This is a genomic window from Enterococcus sp. JM9B, assembly GCF_009933265.1.
In the GTDB taxonomy this organism is placed as follows: Bacteria; Bacillota; Bacilli; order Lactobacillales; family Enterococcaceae; genus Enterococcus_C; species Enterococcus_C songbeiensis.
On record NZ_MAEK01000003.1, the window covers coordinates 83,584 to 109,998 of the forward strand.

The 26,415-nt window shown below is 41.1% G+C and carries 24 protein-coding genes and 1 riboswitch; of the genes, 4 read left to right on the forward strand and 20 right to left on the reverse strand.

What is annotated here, in order from left to right:
* Positions 1-5: 5 nt before the first annotated feature.
* Genes purH through purC form a run of 8 tightly spaced genes read right to left on the reverse strand, consistent with a single transcriptional unit; the run spans position 6 to position 8,472 of the window.
* Entirely contained in the window at positions 6-1,541 is a 1,536-nt protein-coding gene (purH, locus tag BAU16_RS00755; protein ID WP_161526187.1) for a bifunctional phosphoribosylaminoimidazolecarboxamide formyltransferase/IMP cyclohydrolase, read from the reverse strand.
* Complete coding sequence (gene purN / locus BAU16_RS00760; protein WP_161526188.1) at positions 1,522-2,115, reverse strand: phosphoribosylglycinamide formyltransferase; 594 nt, start codon at positions 2,113-2,115, stop codon at positions 1,522-1,524. The genes purH and purN overlap by 20 nt, the downstream gene beginning before the upstream one ends.
* Positions 2,112-3,158 carry a phosphoribosylformylglycinamidine cyclo-ligase gene (gene purM, locus BAU16_RS00765; RefSeq protein ID WP_161526189.1) on the reverse strand — a complete coding sequence of 349 codons (1,047 nt, stop codon included), beginning with the start codon at positions 3,156-3,158 and terminating at the stop codon, positions 2,112-2,114. The genes purN and purM overlap by 4 nt, the downstream gene beginning before the upstream one ends.
* Before the next feature lie 12 nt (positions 3,159-3,170).
* Positions 3,171-4,610, reverse strand: a complete 1,440-nt coding sequence (purF, locus tag BAU16_RS00770; protein WP_161526190.1) for an amidophosphoribosyltransferase — start codon at positions 4,608-4,610, stop codon at positions 3,171-3,173.
* Positions 4,595-6,814 carry a phosphoribosylformylglycinamidine synthase subunit PurL gene (gene purL, locus BAU16_RS00775; protein ID WP_161526191.1) on the reverse strand — a complete coding sequence of 740 codons (2,220 nt, stop codon included), beginning with the start codon at positions 6,812-6,814 and terminating at the stop codon, positions 4,595-4,597. Before purL ends, purF begins: the two co-directional genes overlap by 16 nt.
* A complete protein-coding gene (purQ, locus tag BAU16_RS00780; protein WP_161526192.1) occupies positions 6,811-7,491 on the reverse strand; it encodes a phosphoribosylformylglycinamidine synthase subunit PurQ in 681 nt (226 codons plus the stop codon). Before purQ ends, purL begins: the two co-directional genes overlap by 4 nt.
* A 1-nt stretch (position 7,492) precedes the next feature.
* Positions 7,493-7,747 (reverse strand): phosphoribosylformylglycinamidine synthase subunit PurS, encoded by a 255-nt coding sequence (gene purS, locus BAU16_RS00785; RefSeq protein ID WP_048605076.1) that lies wholly within the window; start codon positions 7,745-7,747, stop codon positions 7,493-7,495.
* Complete coding sequence (gene purC, locus BAU16_RS00790) at positions 7,738-8,472, reverse strand: phosphoribosylaminoimidazolesuccinocarboxamide synthase (protein WP_048605075.1); 735 nt, start codon at positions 8,470-8,472, stop codon at positions 7,738-7,740. Before purC ends, purS begins: the two co-directional genes overlap by 10 nt.
* 267 nt (positions 8,473-8,739) lie before the next feature.
* On the opposite strand from purC, the gene BAU16_RS00795 reads away from it, so the two are divergent.
* Together BAU16_RS00795 and pbp4 are read left to right on the forward strand one after the other, a co-directional pair.
* Positions 8,740-9,123, forward strand: a complete 384-nt coding sequence (locus tag BAU16_RS00795) for a hypothetical protein (RefSeq protein ID WP_048605074.1) — start codon at positions 8,740-8,742, stop codon at positions 9,121-9,123.
* Positions 9,124-9,240: 117 nt separating this feature from the next.
* The gene (gene pbp4 / locus BAU16_RS00800) at positions 9,241-11,277 is read left to right on the forward strand and encodes a penicillin-binding protein PBP4(5) (RefSeq protein ID WP_161526193.1); all 2,037 of its coding nucleotides are present in this window, start codon (positions 9,241-9,243) and stop codon (positions 11,275-11,277) included.
* Between the two features lie 100 nt (positions 11,278-11,377).
* Here pbp4 and purB read toward each other — a convergent pair whose 3' ends face one another.
* The 9 genes from purB to BAU16_RS00845 all read right to left on the reverse strand — a co-directional run bounded on the left by purB (position 11,378) and on the right by BAU16_RS00845 (position 19,246).
* Positions 11,378-12,673 carry an adenylosuccinate lyase gene (purB, locus tag BAU16_RS00805; protein ID WP_048605072.1) on the reverse strand — a complete coding sequence of 432 codons (1,296 nt, stop codon included), beginning with the start codon at positions 12,671-12,673 and terminating at the stop codon, positions 11,378-11,380.
* Between the two features lie 14 nt (positions 12,674-12,687).
* Positions 12,688-13,809: a 5-(carboxyamino)imidazole ribonucleotide synthase gene (purK, locus tag BAU16_RS00810; RefSeq protein ID WP_171000802.1), complete on the reverse strand. Its 1,122-nt coding sequence runs from the start codon at positions 13,807-13,809 to the stop codon at positions 12,688-12,690.
* Positions 13,802-14,290: a 5-(carboxyamino)imidazole ribonucleotide mutase gene (gene purE, locus BAU16_RS00815; protein ID WP_137605278.1), complete on the reverse strand. Its 489-nt coding sequence runs from the start codon at positions 14,288-14,290 to the stop codon at positions 13,802-13,804. Before purE ends, purK begins: the two co-directional genes overlap by 8 nt.
* 159 nt (positions 14,291-14,449) lie before the next feature.
* Positions 14,450-15,760 (reverse strand): nucleobase:cation symporter-2 family protein, encoded by a 1,311-nt coding sequence (locus tag BAU16_RS00820; RefSeq protein WP_082147282.1) that lies wholly within the window; start codon positions 15,758-15,760, stop codon positions 14,450-14,452.
* Positions 15,761-16,342 carry a xanthine phosphoribosyltransferase gene (locus BAU16_RS00825; RefSeq protein WP_048605069.1) on the reverse strand — a complete coding sequence of 194 codons (582 nt, stop codon included), beginning with the start codon at positions 16,340-16,342 and terminating at the stop codon, positions 15,761-15,763.
* 65 nt (positions 16,343-16,407) lie between these two features.
* Positions 16,408-16,504: riboswitch (purine riboswitch) on the reverse strand.
* 91 nt (positions 16,505-16,595) lie between these two features.
* On the reverse strand, positions 16,596-17,279 hold the full coding sequence (locus BAU16_RS00830; RefSeq protein ID WP_048605068.1) for a hydrolase: 684 nt from the start codon (positions 17,277-17,279) through the stop codon (positions 16,596-16,598).
* An 18-nt stretch (positions 17,280-17,297) separates the two neighbouring features.
* The gene (locus tag BAU16_RS00835) at positions 17,298-17,921 is read right to left on the reverse strand and encodes a glycoside hydrolase family 73 protein (RefSeq protein ID WP_048605067.1); all 624 of its coding nucleotides are present in this window, start codon (positions 17,919-17,921) and stop codon (positions 17,298-17,300) included.
* Between the two features lie 7 nt (positions 17,922-17,928).
* Positions 17,929-18,636 carry a M15 family metallopeptidase gene (locus BAU16_RS00840; RefSeq protein ID WP_161526194.1) on the reverse strand — a complete coding sequence of 236 codons (708 nt, stop codon included), beginning with the start codon at positions 18,634-18,636 and terminating at the stop codon, positions 17,929-17,931.
* A gap of 91 nt (positions 18,637-18,727) precedes the next feature.
* Complete coding sequence (locus tag BAU16_RS00845) at positions 18,728-19,246, reverse strand: hypothetical protein (RefSeq protein ID WP_048605066.1); 519 nt, start codon at positions 19,244-19,246, stop codon at positions 18,728-18,730.
* Between the two features lie 145 nt (positions 19,247-19,391).
* Here BAU16_RS00845 and BAU16_RS00850 point away from each other — a divergent pair, with 145 nt between their 5' ends.
* A complete protein-coding gene (locus BAU16_RS00850; RefSeq protein WP_161526195.1) occupies positions 19,392-20,345 on the forward strand; it encodes a Gfo/Idh/MocA family protein in 954 nt (317 codons plus the stop codon).
* Between the two features lie 108 nt (positions 20,346-20,453).
* Here BAU16_RS00850 and BAU16_RS00855 read toward each other — a convergent pair whose 3' ends face one another.
* On the reverse strand, positions 20,454-21,407 hold the full coding sequence (locus BAU16_RS00855) for an aromatic acid exporter family protein (protein ID WP_161526293.1): 954 nt from the start codon (positions 21,405-21,407) through the stop codon (positions 20,454-20,456).
* Between the two features lie 112 nt (positions 21,408-21,519).
* On the opposite strand from BAU16_RS00855, the gene BAU16_RS00860 reads away from it, so the two are divergent.
* The gene (locus BAU16_RS00860) at positions 21,520-22,119 is read left to right on the forward strand and encodes an FUSC family protein (protein WP_048605063.1); all 600 of its coding nucleotides are present in this window, start codon (positions 21,520-21,522) and stop codon (positions 22,117-22,119) included.
* A 70-nt stretch (positions 22,120-22,189) separates the two neighbouring features.
* Here BAU16_RS00860 and BAU16_RS00865 read toward each other — a convergent pair whose 3' ends face one another.
* Positions 22,190-25,600 (reverse strand): FtsX-like permease family protein, encoded by a 3,411-nt coding sequence (locus tag BAU16_RS00865; RefSeq protein ID WP_161526196.1) that lies wholly within the window; start codon positions 25,598-25,600, stop codon positions 22,190-22,192.
* 7 nt (positions 25,601-25,607) lie between these two features.
* The gene (locus BAU16_RS00870; protein WP_048605061.1) at positions 25,608-26,309 is read right to left on the reverse strand and encodes an ABC transporter ATP-binding protein; all 702 of its coding nucleotides are present in this window, start codon (positions 26,307-26,309) and stop codon (positions 25,608-25,610) included.
* Between the last annotated feature and the right edge of the window lie 106 nt (positions 26,310-26,415).

Consider the following 26,415-nt stretch of genomic DNA (forward strand, 5'->3'; position numbering starts at 1 on the left):
TTAGGTTAATGTCTAAAATGACGTACACCGGTAAAAATCATGGCAATATTGTATTTATTTGCCATGTCAATGGATTCTTGATCCTTGATGCTGCCACCAGGTTGAATGATTGCCCGGATTCCATGCTGGGCTGCAAATTCCACACTGTCACTCATTGGAAAAAATGCATCACTTGCCACTACAGCATCGGTTAACTTATTGTTTTCTTCTGCCTGCTGGATTGCAATTTTCATCGAACCCACTCGATTCATTTGACCGGCACCGATTCCCACAGTTTGGTATTGGTTTGCAAGAAGAATCGCATTTGATTTCACATGCTTGACTGCTTTCCATGCAAATTGCAACGCTTGTTTTTCTGCTTCGGTTGGCTGCCGTTTCGTGACCACTTGCCACTGGCTTTCATCCTCTTGAAGAATATCTTGTTCTTGAATCAACACACCACCTAAAACCGAAACCATTTCTGTTTCTTTCGTTGCTGTTGAATCAAAATCGACCGTCATTAATCGCAAATTTTTCTTGCTAGCTAACACCTCAAAAGCTTCCGGCGTAAACGAGGGTGCCAGAATGATTTCTAAAAATAAACGATGCATTTTTTCAGCGATTGATAAATCAACTTCCCGATTCAACACCACTACTCCACCAAAAATCGAAATCGGATCAGCTTCATAGGCAAAATCATAGGCTTCCTCAATCGTTGCTCCTCTACCAATGCCACAAGGATTCATGTGCTTCAAAGCAACAACTGTCGGTTCAGAAAATTCTCTGGCAATCCGCAAAGCAGCATCAGCATCCTTGATATTATTGTAAGATAATTCTTTCCCATGCAACTGTGTTCCGCTAGCAATGGAATAGGCAACCGGCAATGCTGATTGATAAAACGTTGCTCTTTGGTGACTATTTTCCCCATAACGCAACGGCTGTTTCAACTCATAAGTGACAGTTACTTTTTCGGGAGTTTCTTTTTCAAACTTCTCTGTCAAAAACTCTGCAATCAATGCATCATAGGCAGCCGTGTGGCGAAAAACTTTTGCAGCAAGCCGTTGTCTCGTAGCAAGGGTTACGCCCTCCTCAGCTAACTCCTGTAATACAACGGAATAATCGGCTGGATCAACGAGTACGGTAACTGAAGCATGGTTTTTTGCTGCTGAACGCAACATGCTGGGACCACCGATATCAATTTGTTCAATTGCCTCAGCAACGGTGACATCTGGCTGCTGAATCGTTTCTTTAAAGGGATAAAGATTGACTACAACTAAATCAATTGGCGAAATCTGATGGGCTTCCATTGCCGCAAGATGCGCTGGTAAATCTCGCCGCGCCAACAATCCGCCATGAATTGCCGGATGGAGTGTTTTTACCCGTCCGTCCATCATCTCCGGGAAACCGGTGACTGACTCAATCGTAATCGTCTCGATATTTGCGTCAGCTAAAACTTTTTGCGTCCCTCCGGTGGAGATGATTTCAAATCCGGCTGCCAATAACCCTTTTGCCAATTCAAGAATGCCTGTTTTATCCGATACGCTAATCAATGCTCGTTTCATTTCTTGCTTCCTCCTGTTTGAATAGTTCTGCAATCGTTTTGGGATACAACTGATGTTCCACCCGATGAATTTTTTCTGTCAAAGTTTCGAGAGTATCCTCCGGTAAGATCGATACACCTTTTTGTGCAACAATTGGTCCAGTATCAACGCCGTCATCCACAAAATGAACGGTGACTCCGGTCATTTTCACTCCGTATGAAAAAGCGTCTTCGATTCCGTGAAGTCCCGGAAATGCCGGCAACAAAGAAGGATGAATATTAATAATCCGGTTAGGAAAAGCCTGTAATAATTTTTTACCGATAATTCGTAAATAACCGGCCAAAATCAAGTAATCAATCCGGTGGTCCGCAAATAAATCAAAAAGGGCTTCTTCATAGCAGTCTTTTGAAGGAAAATCTTTTGGCGAAAAAGTGAATGCTGGAATTCCATGCATTTCTGCCCGTTTCATTGCGTAGGACTCTTTTTTATCTGAAAAAAGCAAAACAAGTTCTCCGGGAATCTCTCGTCGTTGATAACTTTTCACAATTGCCTCAAAGTTACTGCCATTTCCTGATGCCAACACAGCGATCCTCATTCTGTTGATCCTTTCACCACTACTGCGTCCTTTTTCTTAGGAACAACTTTTCCGATGACAAAACTTTCTTCCCCTGATTTCAGCAAGGACGCTTGAACTTTCGCAAGGTTTTCTGGCGTAACAGCTAAAACCATTCCGATACCCATATTAAAAATTTCATACATTTCCGCTTCTGACAATTCACCGTATTTTTTTAGGGCATGAAAAATCGGTAATACCGGCCAAGTTCCTTTTTCCATTTCAGCTGATAAATTTTCCGGCAGCATTCGAGGAATATTTTCAACAAAACCGCCCCCAGTAATATGGGCGACACCGGCCACCAGTTGTTCTTTAATTAATGGCAATAACGCCTTCACATAAATTTTTGTTGGCGTCAATAAAACAGTCCCCAGTGATTCATTTCCTAATTCTGGTAACTGCTGGCTTCCTGAAAAATGATGGTTGTCAAAAAAGATTTTCCGAACCAGTGAATAGCCGTTGGAATGGATTCCCGATGAGGGTAGTCCAACTAAATAATCACCGGCTTGGATGGTTTCCCCAGTAATCAACTGACTTTTTTCAGCGATACCAACAGCAAAACCAGCCAAATCGTATTCTCCCTCACCATACATTCCAGGCATTTCTGCTGTTTCACCGCCAATCAAAGCTGCGCCAGCCTGTAGACAGCCCTCAGCAACCCCCGCTACCACTTGTTCCAATCGAGCGGGCTGATTTTTTCCGGTAGCAATATAGTCTAGAAAATACAATGGTTCTGCTCCTTGTGCCACGATATCATTCACACACATGGCAACACAATCAATGCCAATCGTATCATGTTTACCTTCTTGAATGGCAACCAGCAATTTCGTTCCGACGCCATCCGTTCCAGAAACCAATACCGGTTCTTTCACAGAAAGTGCGGAAAGATCAAAACAACCGCCAAAGCCACCCAGACTTCCCATCACACCGAGTCTTTTTGTTTTTTCTACATGTTTTTTGATTCGTTCAACCACTTCATAGCCGGCTTCCACATCTACCCCAGCTTTCGCGTATGCGTTTGTCACGTAATCTCTCCTTTAAAAAAATGATGTCTGTTCTTTCAGCGATGCAAGATATTTTTCTTCATAATCGTACAACGGCGTTGGGTAATCCCCGTTAAAATAGGCCATACACAAGCCGGTATAAGGAGCATCAAAGTTCAAGCCGATGGCGTCAATCAAGCCCTGTTCACTTAAAAAGCTCAATGAATCTGCCCCAATACATTGCTGAATCTCAGTAATGGAATAATTGGCCGCAATCAATTCTTTGCGGGTTTGAATGTCGATTCCGTAAAAACAAGGATATTTCAATGGCGGAGAAGCAATTCGCACGTGAACTTCTTTTGCTCCAGCCTCTTTTAGCAGTTGCACGATTCGACGACTTGTGGTTCCTCTGACAATGGAATCATCTACCATGATTACCCTTTTTCCCTCAACGACTCCCCGTACAGCAGAAAGTTTCATGCGCACTCCTTGTTCTCGCAATTCCTGTGTAGGTTGAATAAACGTTCGGGCAATGTATTGATTTTTTACCAAACCAAGCTCATAGGGAATTCCCGACGCTTCTGCATAGCCGCTTGCTGCCGATAAAGAGGAATTGGGAACACCAATCACCATGTCAGCTTCCACCGGGGCTTCTTTTGCTAAACGTCTACCCATGTTTTTTCTAGCAGTATGAACATTGACACCCGCGATATTTGAATCCGGACGAGCAAAATAGATATACTCCATCGCACAGATTGCTGGTTGCGTTTCTGTTGTATAAGTGGTGATGTGAATACCTTGATCATTAATCGTCACGATTTCTCCTGGTTGGACATCCCGTACAAAGGACGCACCAATCACTTCTAATGCACAGGTTTCAGAAGCAACCACGTACGCTCCATTTTTCATTTGACCAATTGCTAAAGGACGAAAGCCATTAGGATCTAACGCTGCGATCAGACAGTCTTCTTTTATTAAAAGATAAGCAAAACCGCCCTTCACTTGGTTTAGAGCTTCTTTCAATTGTTCTAAAAAAGTGGTTTGCTTGCTGCGTCGAAGTAAATGCATCAATAATTCTGTATCTGAATTAGAATGGAAAATCGCACCGTTTGCTTCTAAATCAGTCCGCAAACTCCGTGCATTCGTCAGATTACCATTGTGGGCTAAACCAATTTGGCAATCATAAAATTTGAAAAGAAAAGGCTGGATGTTGTCTACACTCCCATTTCCCACAGTAGCATAGCGCACATGTCCGATGGCTCCTTCTCCCTCCAGACAAGCCAGTTGTCGGTCATCTCTGAAAACTTCGGATAGCAGACCTAAGTCTCGATGCCCTTTCAGCTTGCCGTTTTTATTCGCAACAATTCCTGCGCCTTCTTGCCCACGATGTTGTAAACTGTGCAAACCAAAATATGTCACCCGAGCTGCATCGGCATGCCCCCACACACCAAAGATTCCGCACTCCTCATTTAAGCTTTTTACTTCATAAGACATGGAATGGCTTCCTCCCAGGCTTCTTTTGCCATTTTCGTTGGTAACTGAATTTTGTCGTCCCTTAATTGAACCTTCAAGATGGCATCATCTGTCACGACACCGATTGCTGTTGCGAATGAACCGACCATTTTTTCAAAGGCTTGTTGTCTTTCTGGTTTTACTGAAAGAACGAAGCGAGATTGAGTTTCAGAAAATAACCATTCTTTAGGGAAAGTCAAGGTTACATCAATCCCAAATTCATTTGGAAAAGCAGCTTCTGCAAGTGCAACAGCTAGACCCCCCTCTGAACAATCGTGGGCACTTGCAATCAATCCTGCCTGAATAGCAGCTAAAAGAATTTCTTGATTTTTCTTTTCAACGGCTAAATCAAAGGCCATCAATTTCCCCTCAATTTTCCCGATTTGCAATTTTTGAATTTCTGACCCATTAAAATCAGCTTGTGTATCGCCAAGAACGTAAATCAAATCTCCGACTTCCTTAAATTCCTGCGTTGTAATGTCGGCTACATTTTCAATCAGTCCGACCATTCCGATTACAGGAGTTGGGTAAATACTGCGGCCATTTGTTTCATTGTATAAAGAAACATTTCCCGAAATCACTGGAGTTTCTAAAACTTCACAGGCTTTTGCAATACCATCGGCCGAAGTCCACAACTCCCAAAAGCCTTCTGGTTTATCTGGGGACCCGTAATTTAGGCAGTCAGTGATTGCTAATGGTTTTCCACCGCTGGCAACAATATTTCTAGCAGCTTCCGCTACAGCCATCTGTCCGCCGATTTCAGGATTCAAATAGAGATACCGACCATTGCAGTCGGTGGTCATCGCCAGCGCTTTATTTGTTCCACGAATTCGTAATACTGCACCATCACTTCCCGGTGCCACAACGGTATTAGTCAAAACTTGACTATCATACATTTCATAAATTGATTTTTTTGATGCGATGGTTGGTTGACGAAGCAATTCTAAATAAGTAGCAGCTCCATCAGAAATTACTGGATAAAAATCGGGAATTTTTTGAAAAGCGCTGATACGGGCAGGTTCTTTTCGTTCCTTCTGATAAACCGGTGCATCCTCTGCTAAGGCATCAACCGGAAGATCAGCGACTAGATGCCCTTTATGATAAAGACGATACATACCGTCATCAGTTACTTCACCAATCGATACCGCCTCTAAATCGTACTTGCGAAATAAGGCAACGACTTCTTCTTCATGTCCTTGTTTGACACAAATCAACATACGTTCTTGCGATTCAGAGAGCATCATTTCATATGGTGTCATTTCGCTTTCCCGTTGAGGAACATCATCTAAAAATAGTTTTAACCCGGAACCGGCTTTCGATGCCATTTCAGAACTAGATGAAACCAATCCTGCTGCTCCCATGTCTTGAATTCCCACTAAAATATCCGCATGATCTAAAATCAATTCCAAACAGGCTTCCAGCAATAGTTTTTCCATGAAGGGGTCACCGACTTGAACGGCAGAACGTTGCTGTTCTTCCCCTTCAACAAATTCTTCCGAAGCAAATGTCGCACCATGAATCCCATCACGACCAGTTTTTGCCCCGACGTACATAATAGTATTTCCAACACCTTTTGCCTGACCCTTTTGAATATCTTTGTGCTCAATCAATCCAACACACATGGCATTGACCAGCGGATTGCCTTCATAACAAGAATCAAAACTGATTTCGCCGCCAACTGTCGGAATACCAATACAATTGCCATACCCGCTGATTCCGGCAACGATTTCTTCCAATAAATACTTTGTTCGTGAGTTGGTCAATTCCCCAAACCGCAGAGAATCCAAAATAGCAATTGGTCGGGCGCCCATGCTGAAAATATCCCGAATAATCCCGCCAACACCTGTTGCCGCTCCTTCGTATGGTTCAACAGCAGATGGATGATTATGACTTTCCGCTTTAAAAACAACTGCCTGACCATCACCGATATCAACGATGCCTGCACCTTCTCCAGGACCTTGCAATACTTGTGGACCATCCGTGGGAAATTTTCTCAAAACTGGTTTTGAATTTTTGTAGGAACAATGCTCACTCCACATGACAGAAAATAAACCAGTTTCTGTGTAATTTGGTAAACGACCCAAAATTTTCTCAATCAACTGGTATTCTTCTTCCGACAATCCCCAGTTGAGATAGGTCTTTTCTTCTTTGATCCATTCAGGTGTTGGTTCAGTCATAGTTATCATTGATTCATCGGCACCTTTCCAAAGTTTTTAATAATTGAAGCAAAGAAATTTTTGCCATCCTCAGAACCTAAAAGGTCCTCCACGGCTCGTTCAGGGTGAGGCATCATGCCCAAAACATTTCCCGCCTCATTACAAATTCCGGCAATATTCGCTACGCTGCCGTTGATGTTTTCATTTTTGTAAGTAAAGACGATTTGATTGTTGTCTTGTAATTGTTGCAAGGTTTCCGCATCACAATAGTAATTGCCTTCCCCATGGGCTACTGGCAAATGAATCTCTGTTTTCTCTTCATATTCTGAAGTAAATGGTGTATTGGGATTCACTTCTAAAGAAACGGTCTTGCAAATAAAATGTAAGGAATCATTTTTTCGTAAAGCTCCTGGTAAAAGTCCAGCTTCTGTCAACAATTGAAACCCATTGCAAGTACCAAAGACCGGTTTTCCTTCTTCAGCAAAACGAATAACTTCCTGCATAATCGGTGCAAACCGGGCAATGGCGCCACAGCGTAAATAATCACCATAAGAAAATCCTCCCGGTAGCAGCACACCATCAAAGCCAACCAGTGATTCGGCATCATGACGAACATAAGCAGCTTCTTGTCCCATGATGTCTTGTACCGCCCAAAGAAGATCCTTGTCGCAATTTGAACCGGGAAAAACAATGACTGCAAATCTCATTTTACTTTTCCTCCAATGTGATGATTTCAAACCGATAGCTTTCCATCGTGACATTCGCTAATAATTTATCGCAGATTTCTTCAATAGCGATTTCCACAGGTCGATTGGACGAAGCGACTTTGATTTCAAAATATTTTCCCATTCGTATTTCGGTAATTTCTTCGTACCCCAAACGATGAACGGCTCCTTTTACGGCTTCTCCTTGAGGATCCAAAACGGAATCTTTGTAAGTAACATAGACTTTCACTAAATACATGGTGACACTCCTTCACTGAATTTTTCTAAACGATTTAATACTTCTTGATAAACTGGAACCAAATCCCCTAATTCTCGACGATAGATATCTTTATCTAAATGATTTTGTGTTTGTAAATCCCAAAGACGACAGGTATCCGGGGTGATTTCATCTGCCAATAAAATCTTTCCGTTTGCTGTTCGACCGACTTCAATTTTAAAATCAATCAATTGAATATTGATTTCAGAAAATAATTTTTGCAATGCATGATTTAATTTCTGTGCCAAATGTTTAATATCATTGATTTCTTTTCCGGTTGCCAATTTCAGTAACCGAACATGCTCGTCATTGATAAACGGATCATCCAACCCATCATTCTTGTAATAAAACTCAACAATTGGAAAGTCTAAAGGAGTTCCTTCTGAAATGGCAAATCGTTTGGTGAAACTTCCTGCAGCATAATTACGAACGACAATTTCAAGTGGAATAATCTCGACTTTTTTCACTAATTGTTCGGTTTTAGATAAATTGCCAACAAAATGCGAAGGAATTCCTTCCTCCTTCAGCCATTGAAAAACCAAACCCGTAATCTGATTGTTCAAGGTTCCTTTTCCCACGACGATGTCTTTTTTTGCCCCATTCAATGCAGTTGCCTGATCTAAGTATTCTACCCATAAAACATCTGGTTGATCCGTGTAGAAAAGCTTTTTCGCCTTTCCTTCATAAACTAAACTCGCTTTTTCCATTCCTACGCCTCTTTTGTTTATATTTTCGCACACGATGCAGTTAATCGTTCGTGTTTGACTCGTGATTATTTTAACAACTTAGCAAAAGGTGGTCAATATTACTGTGAATATTAATTATTATTTTATTAAAATCGTTCGTCTTTTGCGTAATTTACTTGTTAGATTTCTTCGTTATTATTTATTTTTTTGATAAAACGTTTACAAATAAGGATTGAAATGCTATAGTGAGAGTGTAATTTCAGGGTAAGTTTTTGAGGAGGATGTTTCATGGATTGTCAACGAAGTAACGTTGAGTATTTTTTGGCCACATTGTCAGTAGAAGATAAACTTCAATTATTCAATGATTTGCTCGCGGTCGATGAAGTCTACCATCTGAATAAAGACACATCGTTTTATACCTTTCGTAAATTAAAGCGGGCTTCTCAGCGACATTGCGAATGCCGCAAACGTACAATTCAATTCAAAAATCAAAAAAATGATGAACTCGTTATTCATCAAATTCACGAGCAACATATTTTCAAAAATCACTATCGCTTCCAAGTTTTTTATAATTTGGAAGAACAAAATTTTTCTTTCATTGAATTACTTTTAGAGGCATTGCGGGAAGAGCGAGTTTCTCAGTACACACATCAGCGGGTCGCTCTTGCATAATCTACTTATAAAATAACGTTGCTGAAATCCATTTTCTTATGGATTTCTTTTTTATTTCTTATCAACTTTACGAACTTTTCCCTTATCATAGATACCATACCAACTTGGAGGTCAATTATGGAAAAAAAGACACGTTCTGAACAAAAAAGAAAGAAAAACCTGCTGCCCCTGTTGATAGTCCCTCTTCTCCTTGTGCTTGGTGGCGGTGGCTTTATTGCTTATCAGGCATTTACTAAAAATCAAACAATGACAGCCAGTAAAAAACTAGTAAATAAGTACCTAACCGCTCTCAAAAAACAAGATTTTGATACTTTGCCTTCCCTTTTGACAAAAGATGCCACTAAACGAAATGACTTTTCTACAAAAGAAATCGTTGAGAAATACCAAGCGATTTATCCCGGAATTGGTGCCGACAATCTCGTCGCAAAAAAAATCAAAGTCAACGAAAAAAGCGCTGATACCTATACATTTTCCTATTCCTTAACTATGACTACCTCTTTAGGTGAGTTAAAAGACTTGAATTATCAAGGGATAATCGATATCAGTGAAAAAGAACCAAAACTGGAATGGAGTCCGAGTTTGATTTTTCCGGGAATGTCTGGAAAAGATAAAATCAACGTCTCGGTTACTGATGCCACGCGCGGCGAAATCGTCGATCGAAACAACCAACCCCTAGCTGTCAATGCCACGTTAAAGCAATTAGGTGTTGTTCCCAATCAGTTAGGTGAAGGAACCGAGAAAGAAAAAAACATTCAAGCTATCGCAGATAAGTTTTCTCTTGAAAATGACACAATTACTCAGGCGATCGAACAAGCCTGGGTCCAACCAGATTACTTCGTCCCTCTTAAAATTATCGATGGTGCAACAGATGATTTACCAACCGGTGCCAGTATTCAAGAAACCACCGGGAGAAATTACCCACTAGGCGAAGCGGCTGCCCAATTGATTGGATATTTAGGCACGGTCACAGCAGAAGACATTGAAAAAAATCCAGAGTTAAGCAGTTCTGGAGAAATTGGCCGCTCAGGACTGGAAGCGGCTTACGACCAAGAGCTACGGGGCCAAAATGGTGGAAAAATTGCAATTACCAAAGAGGACGGTACAGAAAAAGACATTCTATTGGAACAAACTAAAAAAGATGGGGAAACCATTCAGCTCACCATCGATGCCGATCTCCAAAAAACAGCATTCCAAGCACTAGACAATAAAGCCGGTTCGACAGTCATCACACAACCCAAAACAGGTGATTTACTGGCTACGGTCAGTTCTCCAAGCTTTGATCCAAACAAAATGACGCACGGTATTTCGCAATCAGAATACGATGCCTATGAAAAAAATACAGCAAAACCCTTTTTATCTCGTTTTGCTACCAGGTATGCACCGGGGTCTACTTTCAAAACGATTACTGCCGGAATCGGCTTAGAAAACGGCACGATTGATCCGCAAAAAACAGTTGCAATCGATGGGTTAAAATGGCAAAAAAATCATTCGTGGGGAGACTATCAGGTAACGAGAGTCTCTGATGTTCCACAAGTTGATTTAGAAACCGCATTAGTGTATTCTGACAATATTTATATGGCACAGCAAACGCTAGCAATGGGTGAAACAAAATTTCGAGCTGGTTTAGATAAATTTATTTTCGGCGAAGAATTGGATCTGCCGATTGCCATGGAAACGCCGCAAATTTCTAATGAAAAATCGTTTGATTCAGAAATTCTTTTAGCAGATACAGGATATGGCCAAGGGCAACTATTGATCACACCTATCCAGCAAGCTGCGATGTATTCCGTTTTTGCAAATCAGGGAACTTTGGTTTATCCTCGTCTTCTACTGAATGCAGAATCAAAAACGAAGGAATCTCTTTCTAAGGATGCCGTCACTACAATCGTCACCGATTTACAGGCGGTAGTAAATGATCCAAATGGGACAGCCCACAGTCTTTCTTCCCTTGGTTTCCCTCTTGCTGCTAAAACTGGAACAGCAGAAATCAAAGAAAAACAAGACGAAAAAGGACAGGAAAATAGTTTCTTACTAGCCTTTGATGCAGAAAACAGCAATTACTTGATGGTTTCTATGCTTGAAGACCGACAAGAAAATGAATCTGCAACGGCTCTTGCAGCCGATGTTTTAACACAACTGGCTAATCAAGAGTAAAAAACAGCCCGAACAATCAAGAAGTCCTCCTCACGAAAACGTGACTGGAATATTCTCAATTGTTCGGGCTGTTTTAGGTTTATTTTTAAATCATGGTCTGCTAATCCAAACCTACTCGTTCAAAAATGGTAGCAACATTTCTCAAATGGTAGTGATAATCGAAGGCGTCGTCTAAATCTTCTTTGCTTAGAATTGAAGTGACAGCTTCATCTTCTTCTAAAAGTGGACGAAAAGCCGTTTGATGATCCCACGCATAGGCCGTTTTAGGTTGTACCAAATCATAGGCTTCTTCTCGAGTCATGCCATTGTCAATCAATTTAAGCATTACTCGCTGGCTATAAATCAATCCAAAAGTTGCATCCATATTTCGTTTCATATTTTCTGGAAAAACCGTCAGATTTTTTACGATATTTCCAAAGCGTTGCAGCATATAATCCAGTAAAATCGTAGTATCCGGTAAAATAATCCGCTCAGCAGAAGAATGGGAAATATCCCGTTCATGCCATAATGGGACATCTTCATAAGCCGTCAGCATATGCCCGCGAATGACCCGTGCAAGCCCGCTCATGTTTTCTGAGCCGATTGGATTTCGTTTGTGAGGCATCGCGGAGGAACCCTTTTGACCTTTTGCAAAAAATTCTTCCACTTCCCGAGTTTCTGATTTTTGCAGTCCACGGATTTCGGTCGCAAAACGCTCAATACTCGTAGCAATCAAAGACATTGCAGCAAAATATTCCGCATGAAGATCCCGTGGTAAAATTTGGGTTGAAACTTCCTGTGGTCGAATACCCAAATGTTCACACACATAATTTTCGATAAATGGCGGAATATTAGCGAAAGTTCCGACTGCACCGGAAATTTTCCCGGCTTCGACTCCCTTAGCCGCATGTTCAAAACGTTCGATATTGCGTTTCATTTCTGAGTACCAAGTTGCTAATTTCAACCCAAATGTTGTTGGCTCTGCATGTACACCATGAGTCCGACCCATCATCACAGTATATTTATGTTCTTTCGCTTTTTCAGCAATAATCGCAGTAAACCGTTGCAGATCTGCTCTCAATAGATCATTGGCTTGTTTAATTAAATAGCCATAAGCTGTATCCACAACATCGGTACTAGTCAATCCGTAGTGAACCCATTTTCGTTCTTCACCCAAAGACTCTGAGACAGCGCGAGTAAATGCGACCACATCATGGCGAGTCTCCTGTTCAATTTCTGCGATTCGCTGCGGGTCGAAAGAAGCTTTTTCGCGAATCTTTTTGACGTCCTCTTTAGGAATTTCTCCTAATTCCGCCCAAGCTTCATCGGCTAAAATTTCTACTTCCAACCATGCTTGAAAACGATTCTCTTCCGTCCAAATTTTCCCCATTTCGGGTCTTGTATATCGTTCTAACATCAACCTGCTCCTTTTTAATCCCAAATATTGGTTTGATAAATTTCTTCTAGCGTTTGATAAATATCTGTCGTGGGAATCGTTATATGTCCCATTTTTCGACCAGTCTTTGCTTCATTTTTTCCGTAATAATGAAATTGCCAATCTGGTTTCATTGCAATCAAATCATAGGTATCCGTTAATTCTTCTCCTAACACATTGATCATCACCGCATCCGTCAACAAACGTGCTTCTCCCAATGGCCAACCGCAAATTCCACGGATATGGGCATCAAATTGGCTGAGGTTGCACGCCTCAATAGAATAATGTCCCGAATTATGAGGACGAGGAGCAAGTTCATTTACATACAAGCCGCCAGACTTCGTCAAAAACATTTCAATTGCCAATACACCACGAAGATCCAATGCTTGCGCTACAACTTTGGCGATTCGTTGGGCTTCTTCTGCAACTTCCGGCTGAATACGCGCCGGAGCAATGGTTTCATGTAGAATATTGTTTCGATGGATATTTTCTACTACCGGAAATGTGGTGAATTGTCCATTGCCATTACCTGCAATCATAACCGACAGTTCTTTTTCAAATGGAATCCACGCTTCTAATTCACAGGTTCCTTCTCTTAATAAATTCATTGATGGGGCCAAATCGGCTGTACTGTAAAGAACGTATTGCCCTTTGCCATCATATCCTCCCCGAGTTGTTTTTAGCACACAGGGATAGCCAATACTGTCGATTGCATCTTGGATATCTGTGGGGCTGATAATCGTTGCATAAGGGGCAATAACAATATTATTTGACTCCAAAAAAGATTTTTCCAATAATCGGTCTTGAGTGATTGCTAAAAGATCCGTTCCTTGGGGGACATAGGCTAATGGCAAAATGGCATTTAACGCATCCACACTGACATTTTCAAATTCATAGGTGATGACATCACAGCGTCTTGCTAATTCCTCCAACGCAAATACATCCTCATAGGAAGCAACGATATGCCAATCAGCGACTTGTGCTGTTGGACAATCTTCTGTGGGATCTAAAACCCCCACCCGAAATCCCATTTTTTTTGCGCTTAGGGTCATCATGCGCCCTAATTGTCCTCCGCCAACGATTCCAATCGTGGCACCAGGCATAAGCGGCTTAACCAAGTTGATCACTACTTTCCATTACAGATTCACGCATTTCTTTGCGCAATGTTGCCAGCTTTTCAGCTACTTCTAAATCATACATGGAAAGCATTTGCGCCGCAAGTAGTCCAGCGTTGATTGCACCAGCTTTTCCGATGGCAGTGGTCGCAACGGGAACACCGGCAGGCATTTGAACAATGGATAATAAAGAATCCAAACCATTTAATGTTCGTGATTGGACTGGAACGCCAATTACAGGCAGCGTTGTTTTTGCTGCGACCATCCCCGGCAGATGAGCTGCCCCTCCTGCACCAGCAATAATTACTTTGATGCCTCGTTGGCGGGCTTCTTCTGAAAAACGAAACATTTCATCTGGTGTGCGATGGGCGGAAACAACTTTTTTTTCAAATGGAATCTCTAAAAGTTCCAGTTGTTCACAGGCATGTTGCATTGTTTCCCAATCGGAGGTACTTCCCATAATAACAGATACTAAAGATTGCATATTGTCCCTTCTCCTTCTTTAGACTTCTCATTTATTGTATCGGGGTATCTACTGTCTGTCAAAATAAAATCGAATAATATCTAAATAATATTGATAATCGTTCGGATTATTAATAAAATAAAAAACAGAACGAAAACTTTCCCGTTCTGCATTAAAAACTTATACACCTTCGATTTCTTTCAATGATTCTTCAACAGGTTCCTCTGTTTTTAGACCATTGAAAAGCAAGTTCAGAAGAATTGCTGTCAAACTACTCATGACAATGCCGTTACCAGTAAACATTTGAACCGTTTCTGGCAGCTCACTGAATAATTGCGGCATCATGTTGAAACCCAAACCAAAGCCTAAGGACACTGCAATGATCAGTAAATTTTTATCATTGGCAAAATCAACCTTCGACAGCATACGCATTCCCTGAACGGCTACCATACCAAACATCACCAGCATGCCGCCGCCTAAAACTGCTTCAGGGATAATTTGAGCAAGAGCACCGATTTTTGGAAACAGTCCTAAAACAATCAAGAAAAACGCCGAGAAATAAATTGGCTTTTTCGTTTTGATTCCCGAAAGTTGAACCAAACCGACATTTTGTGAAAAACCGGTATAAGGAAATGTATTAAAAATTCCACCGAGAATCACTGCCAACCCTTCAGCGCGGTATCCTCGTTTTAAATCATCCTCTTTGATGCTTTTGCCAGTGATATCTCCAAGCGCAAAGTAAACACCTGTCGACTCCACCATGCTCACGATTGAAATAATAATCATTAGTAAAATCGACCAGATATCAAATGTCGGTTTGCCAAAATAGAAAGGTTGCGGAATATGAAAAATCGGTGCATGTCCGATGGCTGAAAAGTCAACCAGACCCATTATGTACGCAAGCAATGTTCCACCAACCAGACCAATCAAGACAGAAATCGAACGAAGAAACCCTTTAGCAAAAATCTGGATACCAATAATCAATACGATCGTCACAAAAGCCAATAACAAATTATTGCGAGAACCAAACGTTTCTGCAGTTGCATCCCCGCCCCCCATTTTAGTGATGGCAACCGGAATCAATGTCAATCCAATAACGGTAATCACGGTTCCTGTAACTAATGGTGGGAAGAGCTTCTTTATTTTTGAAAAAAATCCAGCAATCAAAACAACAAAAATTCCTGAAGCGATAATCGAGCCGTAAATCGCTCCAACACCTGCTTTGGTACCAATCAAAATCAATGGTGCAACAGCTTGAATCGCACAGCCCAACACGACGGGCAAACCAATACCGAAAAACTTCGTCACCGTCAATTGCAGCAAAGTAGCTATACCACACATAAAAATATCAATGGAAATCAGATAGGTCATTTGTGATTCATTAAATCCCAATCCTGTGCCGATCAACAATGGTACGGCAACTGCTCCGGCATACATCGCCAATAAATGCTGTAATCCCAATACTGCTGCTTTTGTTTGTGTTTGTTTCAATTAAGCATCCTCCTTGATAAATTCCACCTTTCCTTCTGATAATGAAGCAATTCTTGCTAGAGAAACAACAGTTAAACCCATTTCCTCTAAAAGTTTGCGTCCATCTTGGAAGGATTTTTCAATGACAATACCAATTCCTTCAACTTTTGCACCGGCTTGTTGGCATAATTCAATCAATCCCTTTGCCGCCTGACCATTTGCAAGAAAGTCGTCAATAATCAAAACATTGTCCTTATCTGATAAAAATTTTCTTGAAATCGAAATCGTGCTGGTCACTTGTTTGGTAAAAGAGTACACAGAAGAAGTCAACAGCTCTTCATCCATCGTTAAGCTTTTAGATTTGCGAGCGAAAACCATCGGTACCTTCAACGCTTGTGCTGCATAAAGCGCAGGAGCAATCCCAGAAGCCTCGATGGTTACAACTTTTGTAATCCCAGCTTCACTAAAAACTTCAGCAAAACGGTGTCCGATTTTTTCCATTAGTTCGGGATCAACCTGATGGGTCACGAAGCTGTCCACTTTCAATACGCCTTCTCCCAATACCCGGCCATCTTTTTCAATTCGTTCTATAAGTTCTCTCATTTTTTTCGCTCCTTCTTTTTAAATACAGAAAAACACCTTTTTTGCGGGTAAGCAAAAAAGGTGCTAAATGCACTTTTTTTACTTATAGTCCGATATTTCCGGTATCGGGTAGAGACTGTCGACCAATTACGACGATATATAAGTTAAATTTTTATCTAAATATAGGCTAAAGTATGCCTGTCTACAATTAAAAACGCAAGGGATGAAAACCTTTTCTAGATAAAAAAATCCTAATCTTTAAAAAAGTTTTCTCTTATTCGTTGTCGTTTTTTTCCAAATCTCGATAATGTTCCATTTTTCGGCTGAATAGTTCGCCATTTGACGGTGGTGTATAAGTGATTGCATTCGCCCCCGCTTGAATCGTCTCTAAAATACTTTCTGCCGTAGGACCACCAGTGGCAATGATTGGTAATTCTGGATAATGTTTCCGAAAATGTCGGACTGTTTCGGCAGTTTCTTTTCCAGCACTAATATTGATGACCTTAATTCCTACCGCAATTTTTTCATCAATGGGCGTATATTTTGACGTGACTGTACTAATCACCGGAATATCTACAATTTGACAAACTTGTTCTACTGTTTCCACTGGTGTAGGTGCATTCAAAACGACACCAATCGATCCTTGGGCTTCAGCAAACATACTCATATATTGAGAACGCTGCCCCTGAGTTAGTCCACCACCAACACCAGAAAAAACCGGTATATCAGCCGCTTCGATAATGCTCTTCGTGATTGCCGGATGAGGAGTGAAGGGATACACCGCAATTACAGCATCGGCATTCGTATTGCGGATAATCGCAATATCTGTTGTAAAAATAATCGAACGAATTTTCTTACCAAAAAAATGAATTCCGCTGGCTTTGCGAATCACATCAGGAACTCTGACGATGTCCTTGCGCAGTTCGGTGGTAATATTTGGAACAAATTGCTCAGTCATAGTGCCACTCCCTTTCTCCTACTGGTCGTACGTGTTCAACTGATATTCTTCAATGACACTTATGATTTTATCAGCATATGTTGGATCTGTCGCATATCCTGCTTCCTGCAAGGCTTGCGCCGCTTCTTTGTAATCTTTCGCCGCTAAAACTGGCTCATATTTTTTAGGATCCCAATCCACGCCATTAACAAAAAGCATCGTATGATCATCCATGGATTCCTCCCAAGAAGAATAGACCTTGAATTCCCCTTTAATGGTAATCCACTGCTCATTAACAAATTCTTTCGTTTCCAATTTGACCTTTTTTTGATCTCCAAATGCCTTGATACCAAATAAATTTTTGTACTTGCTTGCCAAAGTGCTTTCACCAAAATTCGATTCCAAGCCCGCCTGTCCCAAAATAATACTCGGTAAAATGCCATACCCTTTTTGCAGTTCTTGCGCATGTGGGGCCAGCGTGTCGATAAAAGTTTGGCGGTCCATTTCTTCCGGCTGATCTATCAACTGCTGCAATGGTTGCAACGGACTACTTAAGCTCTTCACTGAAAAAACAAATGCCAGTCCAATGAGCAGAAAACCCGCTAAAATAGCAGGTAAGCGTACTTTCTGTTTCTTTCTTGATTTGTATTTTCTTACTGCCATTTTCCCCCTACTTTTCCATTAATTCTTGAATAAATTCTTCGAAAGTTATATGGTGTGCCTCAATATATTCCGCACTTTCTTCTCCCACATACCGCAAATGCCATGGTTCATAAGTAATTTTGGTGATTGTTTCCTTACCATCAGGATAACGCACGATAAATCCAAATCTCCTTGCATTTTCCTGTAACCATTTCGCACCGGTGTGTTCACTGTAACTTTCGTCCAAAATCATGCTGGGATTACTTGCCAACCACTCTTGATCTACTACATCGATGGCCAAACCAGTGTGATGCTCACTGTATCCCGGCTCCGTCATTGTCTGCATTGCTCTTTTTTTCGCTGCCTCTTCAGATAAATTTTCTCGACTCATCAATTGTGCTACTCGGGTATTGAAAACCGAAGTCTGATCACTGACAGAGCGAAAAGCTGAAATCAGTTTTAACTGAATACCGGCTTTTTTTGCCGCCGCTACCAGTTCTTCATAGGGTTGCTGGATGCGCCGATCAATCTGTTGTCCGCCATCGACAGTTACTAATTGATTGGCAGAAACTTCTTTGCTGATTTTATGCTCTGGACTGACTAAAACCAATTGCCAATCTGTAGGTGAAACGTCTGGCAAGGCCTCCGCTGAACTTTCTGTTGTCTGTTTTGCGGGAGTTGTTTCTGAAGTCGTTTGCGATACCTTCGCTTTCGGCGCTGGGGCATCATGACTCATGAAAAGAGCGGTCGCTCCCACGATTCCCGCAATGAATAGTATAGTTATTCCTACTTTTTTAATAATAAAAATCCTCTCACTTTTGTTTCTGTTACTCCTCACTCATGTAGGTGTCTTCAAGATTTTGATTGACCCAGTCCAATAATGCGACTTTCTCGTTTTCAATCTGCTGTTGAATAACTGCAGGCAGACGGAAATTCAATATGTCATCAAAACCCCACTCATCATACGTGAGGGTCACCTTTAAATCAAGATAGTGCTGGTTTTTGTTTTCTTCACTATGGGGAATCATCTCCGCAGAAGCCAACTCTGACTGCAACCACTTTTGAGCGATTTTTGTTTTCATTTTTTTGTATTCACTAATGGCGCTGTTTCTTTTTTCAGGAAAAATAATGGTTTGCCGTAAAATCTTTTGTAGCAGCATCCATTCGTAATCACTGAAAAGATTCTTTATTTTCTGATTTTGTTCTGCGCTAAGGCTGGCTTTTCCCGCCTTCCAAGCTACCCATTGCTCTTCTTCGCTCCCTAGAATGCCCTCAAAGAAATTTCTTTCCGTCGCATATTGTTCATGGATAGTATTCATTAATATTTGGATATAAACTTCATGCATAAAAAACGCCTCCTCAAAGTCAATTCTACTGAATTTACCGAAGAAAATCACCTGAAAAACTCGGATATTTCTCTTTTTTTAAACAAATCCATCTATGTCTGTCACGACTTCTGCTATACTTATCTTAAAAAAGGAGGGAAACGAAATGAAAAAATACAACTGGGGAATCATCGGACTAGGTGAAATCGCCCATCAATTTGCATCAGGTTTTTCACAGGAACAAAGTGTTTTATATGGCGTTGCTTCTCGTTCTTTGTCAAAAGCAAAAGAGTTTGCGAAAGAATACACTATTCAGCAGGCCTATGATTCGTATGAAGCCATGCTGGCTGATCCGGCAATCGACTGTGTTTATGTTGCTGTACCAAATCAATTTCACCATGCCCATATCCTGCAAGCACTGAAAGCCGGCAAGCACGTTCTCTGCGAAAAGGCGATCACGTTAAATCAAGCAGAATTGGAAGAAGCGGTTCAAACTGCAAAAGATAATCAGGTAATTTTACAAGAAGCAATGACAATTTTTAATATGCCTCTTTTCAAAGAACTGAATCGTATTATCCAAACCGGAAAACTTGGAAAACTAAAAATGATCCAAGCTCCTTTTGGCAGTTACAAAGAACCAGATCCGACAAATCGCTTTTTCAATCCTCAATTGGCGGGTGGCGCATTGCTAGATATTGGGACCTATGCTGTCTCCTTTGTCCGCCAATTTATGACCGCACCTCCAACCGTAGTTGCGAGTGACATGCTGCCATTTAAAACCGGCGTTGACGAACAATCTGTCACCATTTTACGAAACGAACACAATGAAATGGCGGCTGTCACACTGACCTTTCAAGCAAAAATGCCTAAAATCGGCGTTGCAGCCTTTGAGAACGGCTATATTACGGTTGCTGATTATCCTCGTGCTGACCAAGCAGAAATTTTTTATGTAGATGGTACAAAAGAATTTATTGAATCCGGCAATTCACAAAACGCATTAAATTATGAAGTCGATACAATGATCCAAACCATTGAAGGACAACCGAACCATTCGTTGCATTTGACACAAGACGTGATCCAAGTTCTAGATCAGATGCAAACAATATGGCGGAGCAAATAGCACCTTTTCCATCTAAATAAAAAAATCCGAACGCTACAAAAAGAGTACTCCTCAAAACTCTGCGAGGAGACCTTTTTTACGTAGCGTTCGGATTTTATTCAATGAAATTTAACCTTCATCTTGTTTAGCAAATTCAGCTTTTATTTCGATGAAACTAGTGAAGGATTGCAAAAATTGAAACAGCCTCGCCCGATTTTCAAATTCTTCTCTGCTTTGAGGCAATGGTTTTTTTCGATAATTTTCATAGACCTGCATGATTTCCGCCAAAATTTGTTTACCGTCATTGGCTTCGGCAAATTCATTTGCTGTCAGCTCCAATAAATGGCGGATATCTTCCACAAATTCTTCCTCCACAAAAATCTTATCCAATAAATCAATCATATCCCCTAATACCCGCAACTGTGTACGCCGCATTGCAAAATACTCTTTGAAATACGCATCTGGATCGATCCATTGATTCTCCTGATCAATTTTTGCTCGTTTTTGCGCCTCATAAATGAAGCCCAACAGCCCTTGGCACTTTTCAATCAAATTCGTTTCTCCCTGTTGATTTAATTGGAGAGCCATTTGTCGCAAAAGCTTGCGGAACAGTTCTTCGATGACCAGTTGATCTTCTTTTAATTTTTTTTGAAGGTCCGGCATTGCTAAATTAAACAGCAAGGCAAAGCCCACACCAATTGTCATCAGCAAAAATTCATTCAATAAAAGCTGTGGCGCAAAGGAGACTTCAATGAGATAATGCGTTACCAAAACAGAATTGACGACGATTCCGTCTTCCAGTCCAAATTTTACTGACAGACTGATAAACAGCAGCAAATAAATGCCAAAAGCAACTGGATTGAAACCAATTACATGAAAACAAATAAAGGCGATGGCTGTTGCCAACAGCAAAGACAAGAGACGATTGAGTCCTGTCATCAAGGATGTCCGTTTGCTATTGCCCACACTTAAAACAGCGATGATCCCCGCTGCCGGTGCGTAAAGCAGGTGAAGGCTGTTAGCAACAATCATTGCAAGTGCAGCGGCTGCCGCTGTTTTTATAGTTCTTAATCCAATTTTTATAACGAGCCCTCCTGATTCGTGATGATTTTCCGACTGTTTCTATAGTAACGAAAACAGTTATAACTGGCAATCATTTTGATAGTTCGATATGATAAAGGAAAAGGAGAATTTTATGTACTTCGGACGATTCAGAATTGGTATGCGCACCATGAAAACCGCCCTATCCGTCATGATCTGTATTCTGCTTTTTCGTTTTCTTGATCGAGGACAACCTTTGATTGCCGCGCTCTCTGCTGTTTTCTCTTTACGCCAAGACTTAACCACCACCGTTTCTTTCGGACGTTCTCGCGTTCTTGGCAATACAATTGGCGGCATAATGGCGATTATTTTCTTTTTTATCAAGCAATATTTCCACAATGATTTTCTTGTAGAACTTTTTGTATTACCCCTCTTTGTGGCAGTGGTGATTATTGTATCTGACGGCATCAAAAACAATTCCGGCATTATTTCTGCCATTGCGACCATGCTGTTGATCTCGTTGAGTGTTCCCCAAGGAGAATCCTCCCTGTTTGCGATTCAGCGGGTGATTGATACCTTTATTGGTACCTTCATCGCCATTACGCTTAATTTCGTTATCCGTCCCCCTGAAACAGAAACCGCACAGGCAATCACAGAAGATTTGGCGGTTTTAAAACGTAAGGAAGAAAAATTGCAAATCATGCTGGTAGAAACTCAAAAAGAAATCGAACGTTCAAAAAATCATAAACACTAATTAACATAAAGCCCCGAAAAAACGGTTGGTCGTTTTTTCGGGGCTTTGTTTGTTTCCAATTTTTTAGTCCTCATTCATTTGATTTCAATGCCTCAATCATATCAACCTTCTTGAGTTTAAAGTAGATAACGATCCCTACCACAACCGTAAAGAAAATCGTAATTAAACTCGAATAAAGATAGCTGATAGAATGAATCGTTGGTGGAAACATCAACATATCCAGTTCCACTGTCTTCAAAACATAATCGTGTTCGATTTTTCCTAAGAATAATCCCGCCAAGATTCCTAAAATCGTCAAAATAATATTTTCGCGATAAATGTACATGGTCACTTCTTTGTCATAAAAACCTAGTACCTTGATGGTGGATAATTCTCTGATTCGTTCCGAGATATTGATATTGTTCAAATTATACAAGACGATGAATGCCAACAACCCGGCAGAAATAATCAGCACCCATACAACAATGTTCAATGTTTCGGTAGTATCGTCCAAAGCATGGGAAGAATCCGACAAGAAGGAAACATTGATAATTCCATCATTTTCCATCAAGGTTTCAGCAATTTTTTCCTCCTGCTTTGTTGAAACTGTTGTTGAGAAGGTCAGAAATTCAGTATTGTAGGTTGGTGCTTCTTCAAATATTTTTTGATAATAGGTTGGTGTTACATAAGCGAAATGTCCGGTATAATTTTCAGCAATCGCCGCTACCTTCATCGAATACGTATGATCTGTTGATTTTAAATCGATGGTGTCTCCAATCTGTAAATTGAATAAATTGGCTAATTTTTCATTAATGATTGCCCCGTCGTCAGTCAAAGACAGGTTTTTATTCGTTTTACGATCGTTGAATAAAATAAAATCCGTTACCGAATCAGGATTTTTAGGAACATAAACTGTTACATCTTGTGGCGTTTGACCTTCTCCAGAAAGCGTCAGTACCTCAGAAGAAATCGGCAACCGATCATCGAAATCAGGTAACGTCACCACGGTTTTTTCATACTTTTCCCGCTGTGTCGGTGTCACATTTTCATTGAAGGTGACGATTCCTTGATAATGCCAAATTTTTTCAAACTGAATCGGAACGATGTCGCTGATGGAATCTCTCAAACCAAAACCGGTCAAAATCATCGACGTACAGCCGGCAATGCCAAAAATCGTCATTAACATCCGCAGTTTATAACGGAACAAATTACGCATCGTTACTTTTTGTGTAAAACTCAACCGTCTCCAAAGAGGACGAATGGCTTCCAACCATACCCGTTTCCCCGCTTTAGGAGCTTTAGGACGCAATAAGCTGGCTGGCTCACTCAACAAGTCGATCCGCAACGTCAACAGTGCAACGCCTACTGTACAAACTAAGCCGACTCCGATACCGATCAGTGAATAATTCAGATACCACGGTGTAACAAATTTTTCTATATTATAGAGTTGTCCATAAGCACTAATAATGATACTTGGAAATAAATAAAAACCTAAGGCTAAACCAAGAACGGAACCAATCAGACCTGCACTCAAGGAATAAAAGAGAAATTTCAGTGCAATTTCATGGTTCTTATAGCCCAATGCTTTGAAAGTCCCAATTTCTGATCGTTTTTCCTCGATCATTCGGGTCATGGTTGTCAAACTGACCAACGCCGCGATCAAAAAGAAAATAATCGGAAAGACAGTTGCTAGAGAAGAAATTCGATCGGCATTTTGCTTATATTCCGTATACCCCGGATTGTCCTCTCTGTCAGAGAAAAGATATTCTGCTGGTTCTAACTTATCTAAGCGAGCAGTCTCATTCTTTAATTGTAACTTTGCATCTTGAAGTTTTGGCATTTTTTCGCTGGTTTGTTTTTGAAATTCTGCCAATCCATCCTGATACTGTGTTTCAGCTTCTGTTAATTTATCATCAGCTTCTGCCAGTTCCGCTTCTCCAGCAGCTTTCTGCTCTGCCAGCTCCTGACGACCAGCAGCAATCGCTGTTTTTCCTGCGTCAATCTGATTGCGACCAGCTTGGATCTGCGCTTCCGCCTGCTGAATTTGTTGCTTTTGCTGTTGCAACGTTTGTGCCGCTGTTGTTGCTTCTTGGAGGGCTTGTTCAATTTTGGCTGCTTCTGCTTGCAATGTTGAAAGTTGAGCGGTTATTTTTTGCTTCTCACTATTGACTGCTGCAACAAATTCTTGGAATTGTGCCGCATCCGTTTCCGGTGTTAAAGCGGCCGCCTGTGCAATCACTGCAGCGTCGCTTTTAATGCTTCGCAAGACGGATAACCAATTGGCTTGTTGGGCATCGATTGTTGCTGCCAGTTCTTCTTTGCTTAACGTGACCGCTTGTTGCAGTTGGTTTAACAATGTTTCGTATTGCGTCACCCCAGTGGTCGTTTCACTGATTGTTTTTTGCAATGCTTGTTGTTGCTTTTCTGCCTCTGCTGTTTGTGCCTGTCCTTCTGCCAATTTTTCTTCTGCGGCGGTCAATTGTTCTTTCTGGCTGGCAATTTGCTGCGCCTGCTGATTTAATTCTGCTTCTTTTTCTAGAAGTTCTTTTTCATTGGTGTCTAAGGTTTGTTCAGCTTGGGCGGTTTCATTTGCCAATAGGGTTTCATTTTCTGCTAATGTCTGTTTTCCCTGATCCAGTTCTTTTTTTGCTTGGACCAATTTTTCTTCCGCAGCATCTAACGCCTGTTCCCCGTCAGTGATTTGTTTTTTTACCTTGTCCAGTTCCACTGCCGCTGTTTCTTTGACCTCGGCTAATCGTTCCTCTGGTCGGTCATCCAACATAGTTTCCAGTTTTTCAAACGCCTTATCAACTTTTTCTTCATAACTTTTCGTGTACGCTGTCTCATCCTTCGTGCTATTGAAAGTAACCAGAATGCGCGAATATACATCTAAAGCCAGATCTTTTTCTGAGACTACACCAAAATAATCAACGGAGCCTGTTCCAACATTGGTGTTTCCCCGCTTCACATTTTCAATAAATTCTGGTGAACGGACAAAACCAACCACTTTCAATTTGTGGGTGTTCACTTGATTTTGCGGATCATCCTCTTTAGCAATTTCAAAGGTATCACCGATTTTGTATTCCCCTTGTAAATCAGTGATTGCGTCCAGCGCAATTTCTCCAGATTTTTCTGGCAAACGCCCCTTCGTCAGGAGGTAGTCATTCAATGTATCCGACAACCCAAATAAACGAACCACCTGATTTGCTTTTGTCAAATTTAAATCCAGCATATATTGCGGTACTGCTTTTTTAACTTGTGGATCAGCTTTAATCAGATCCAGATCTTTTTGAGTAACCCCCAACGTAGATGCGACTGACCCATCTGCCAAACGTTGTTTCTGATAATAATCTTCTGCAGATTGAATCATATCCGGACCTGTTGCCCCGATGCCGGAAAAAAAAGCAACGCCTAAAAAAATAATCCCTAAGATTGAAAAAAAGCGTGCCGGAGAGTTTTTGATTTCTCGGAGACTTGTTTTAAGTAACGCTGATTTCTTCATTCTCTTCCTACCATTCTATTTCATCTACCGGTGTCGGCTGTTCATTGACCTCAATGCTGCGAACTTTTGCATCATTAATGCGGATCACTCGGTCAGCCATCGGTGCAATCTGAGAATTATGGGTAATGATTAAGACCGTCGTTCCCATATTCCGAGCCGTGTCCTGCAAAATCTGTAAAATTTGTTTCCCTGTTTCATAATCCAGCGCTCCTGTCGGTTCGTCACACAACAAAAGTTTCGGTTTTTTTGCTAAAGCCCGGGCAATCGTCACCCGTTGTTGTTCTCCACCAGAAAGCTGGGCCGGAAAATTATTCATCCGTTTACCTAGACCGACCTGTAGTAAAACTTCTTCCGCATCCATGGCATCGTTCACAATTTGTGACGCTAACTCTACATTTTCTTTCGCAGTCAAATTCGGAACCAAATTATAAAATTGAAAAACAAAACCGACATCGTAACGGCGATATTCCGTCAATTGTTTTGCGTTAAATCCAGCAATATCCACTCCATCGATCACCACTTGACCACTGTCACAGGTGTCCATGCCGCCAAGTATATTTAAGACGGTGGATTTCCCCGCCCCACTCGGACCTAAGATAACTGCGATTTCTCCTTTTTCAACGGGAAAAGTGATTCCATCATTTGCCATAATCGTTGTGTCGCCCATTTGATATTTTTTTACTTCATTAATGACATCAATATAGCTCATCGTATCCTGCTCCTTTAGTTATTTCCCTTCTAGTGTACCATAATTCAGAAAGAAAACCGCGGCTATCTTTTAGGAAAGAAAAGGATTTCTTCAAAAAAAAACCGAC

Coding starts and splice junctions, on each gene's coding strand:
- purH (WP_161526187.1), bottom strand. CDS start 1,541: ATGAAACGAGCATTGATTAGCGTATCGGATAAAACAGGCATTCTTGAA.
- purN (WP_161526188.1), bottom strand. CDS start 2,115: ATGAGGATCGCTGTGTTGGCATCAGGAAATGGCAGTAACTTTGAGGCA.
- purF (WP_161526190.1), bottom strand. CDS start 4,610: ATGTCTTATGAAGTAAAAAGCTTAAATGAGGAGTGCGGAATCTTTGGT.
- purL (WP_161526191.1), bottom strand. CDS start 6,814: ATGATAACTATGACTGAACCAACACCTGAATGGATCAAAGAAGAAAAG.
- purQ (WP_161526192.1), bottom strand. CDS start 7,491: ATGAGATTTGCAGTCATTGTTTTTCCCGGTTCAAATTGCGACAAGGAT.
- purS (WP_048605076.1), bottom strand. CDS start 7,747: ATGTATTTAGTGAAAGTCTATGTTACTTACAAAGATTCCGTTTTGGAT.
- purC (WP_048605075.1), bottom strand. CDS start 8,472: ATGGAAAAAGCGAGTTTAGTTTATGAAGGAAAGGCGAAAAAGCTTTTC.
- BAU16_RS00795 (WP_048605074.1), top strand. CDS start 8,740: ATGGATTGTCAACGAAGTAACGTTGAGTATTTTTTGGCCACATTGTCA.
- pbp4 (WP_161526193.1), top strand. CDS start 9,241: ATGGAAAAAAAGACACGTTCTGAACAAAAAAGAAAGAAAAACCTGCTG.
- purB (WP_048605072.1), bottom strand. CDS start 12,673: ATGTTAGAACGATATACAAGACCCGAAATGGGGAAAATTTGGACGGAA.
- purE (WP_137605278.1), bottom strand. CDS start 14,290: ATGCAATCTTTAGTATCTGTTATTATGGGAAGTACCTCCGATTGGGAA.
- BAU16_RS00825 (WP_048605069.1), bottom strand. CDS start 16,342: ATGAGAGAACTTATAGAACGAATTGAAAAAGATGGCCGGGTATTGGGA.
- BAU16_RS00830 (WP_048605068.1), bottom strand. CDS start 17,279: ATGACTGAGCAATTTGTTCCAAATATTACCACCGAACTGCGCAAGGAC.
- BAU16_RS00835 (WP_048605067.1), bottom strand. CDS start 17,921: ATGGCAGTAAGAAAATACAAATCAAGAAAGAAACAGAAAGTACGCTTA.
- BAU16_RS00840 (WP_161526194.1), bottom strand. CDS start 18,636: ATGAGTCATGATGCCCCAGCGCCGAAAGCGAAGGTATCGCAAACGACT.
- BAU16_RS00845 (WP_048605066.1), bottom strand. CDS start 19,246: ATGCATGAAGTTTATATCCAAATATTAATGAATACTATCCATGAACAA.
- BAU16_RS00850 (WP_161526195.1), top strand. CDS start 19,392: ATGAAAAAATACAACTGGGGAATCATCGGACTAGGTGAAATCGCCCAT.
- BAU16_RS00860 (WP_048605063.1), top strand. CDS start 21,520: ATGTACTTCGGACGATTCAGAATTGGTATGCGCACCATGAAAACCGCC.
- BAU16_RS00865 (WP_161526196.1), bottom strand. CDS start 25,600: ATGAAGAAATCAGCGTTACTTAAAACAAGTCTCCGAGAAATCAAAAAC.
- BAU16_RS00870 (WP_048605061.1), bottom strand. CDS start 26,309: ATGAGCTATATTGATGTCATTAATGAAGTAAAAAAATATCAAATGGGC.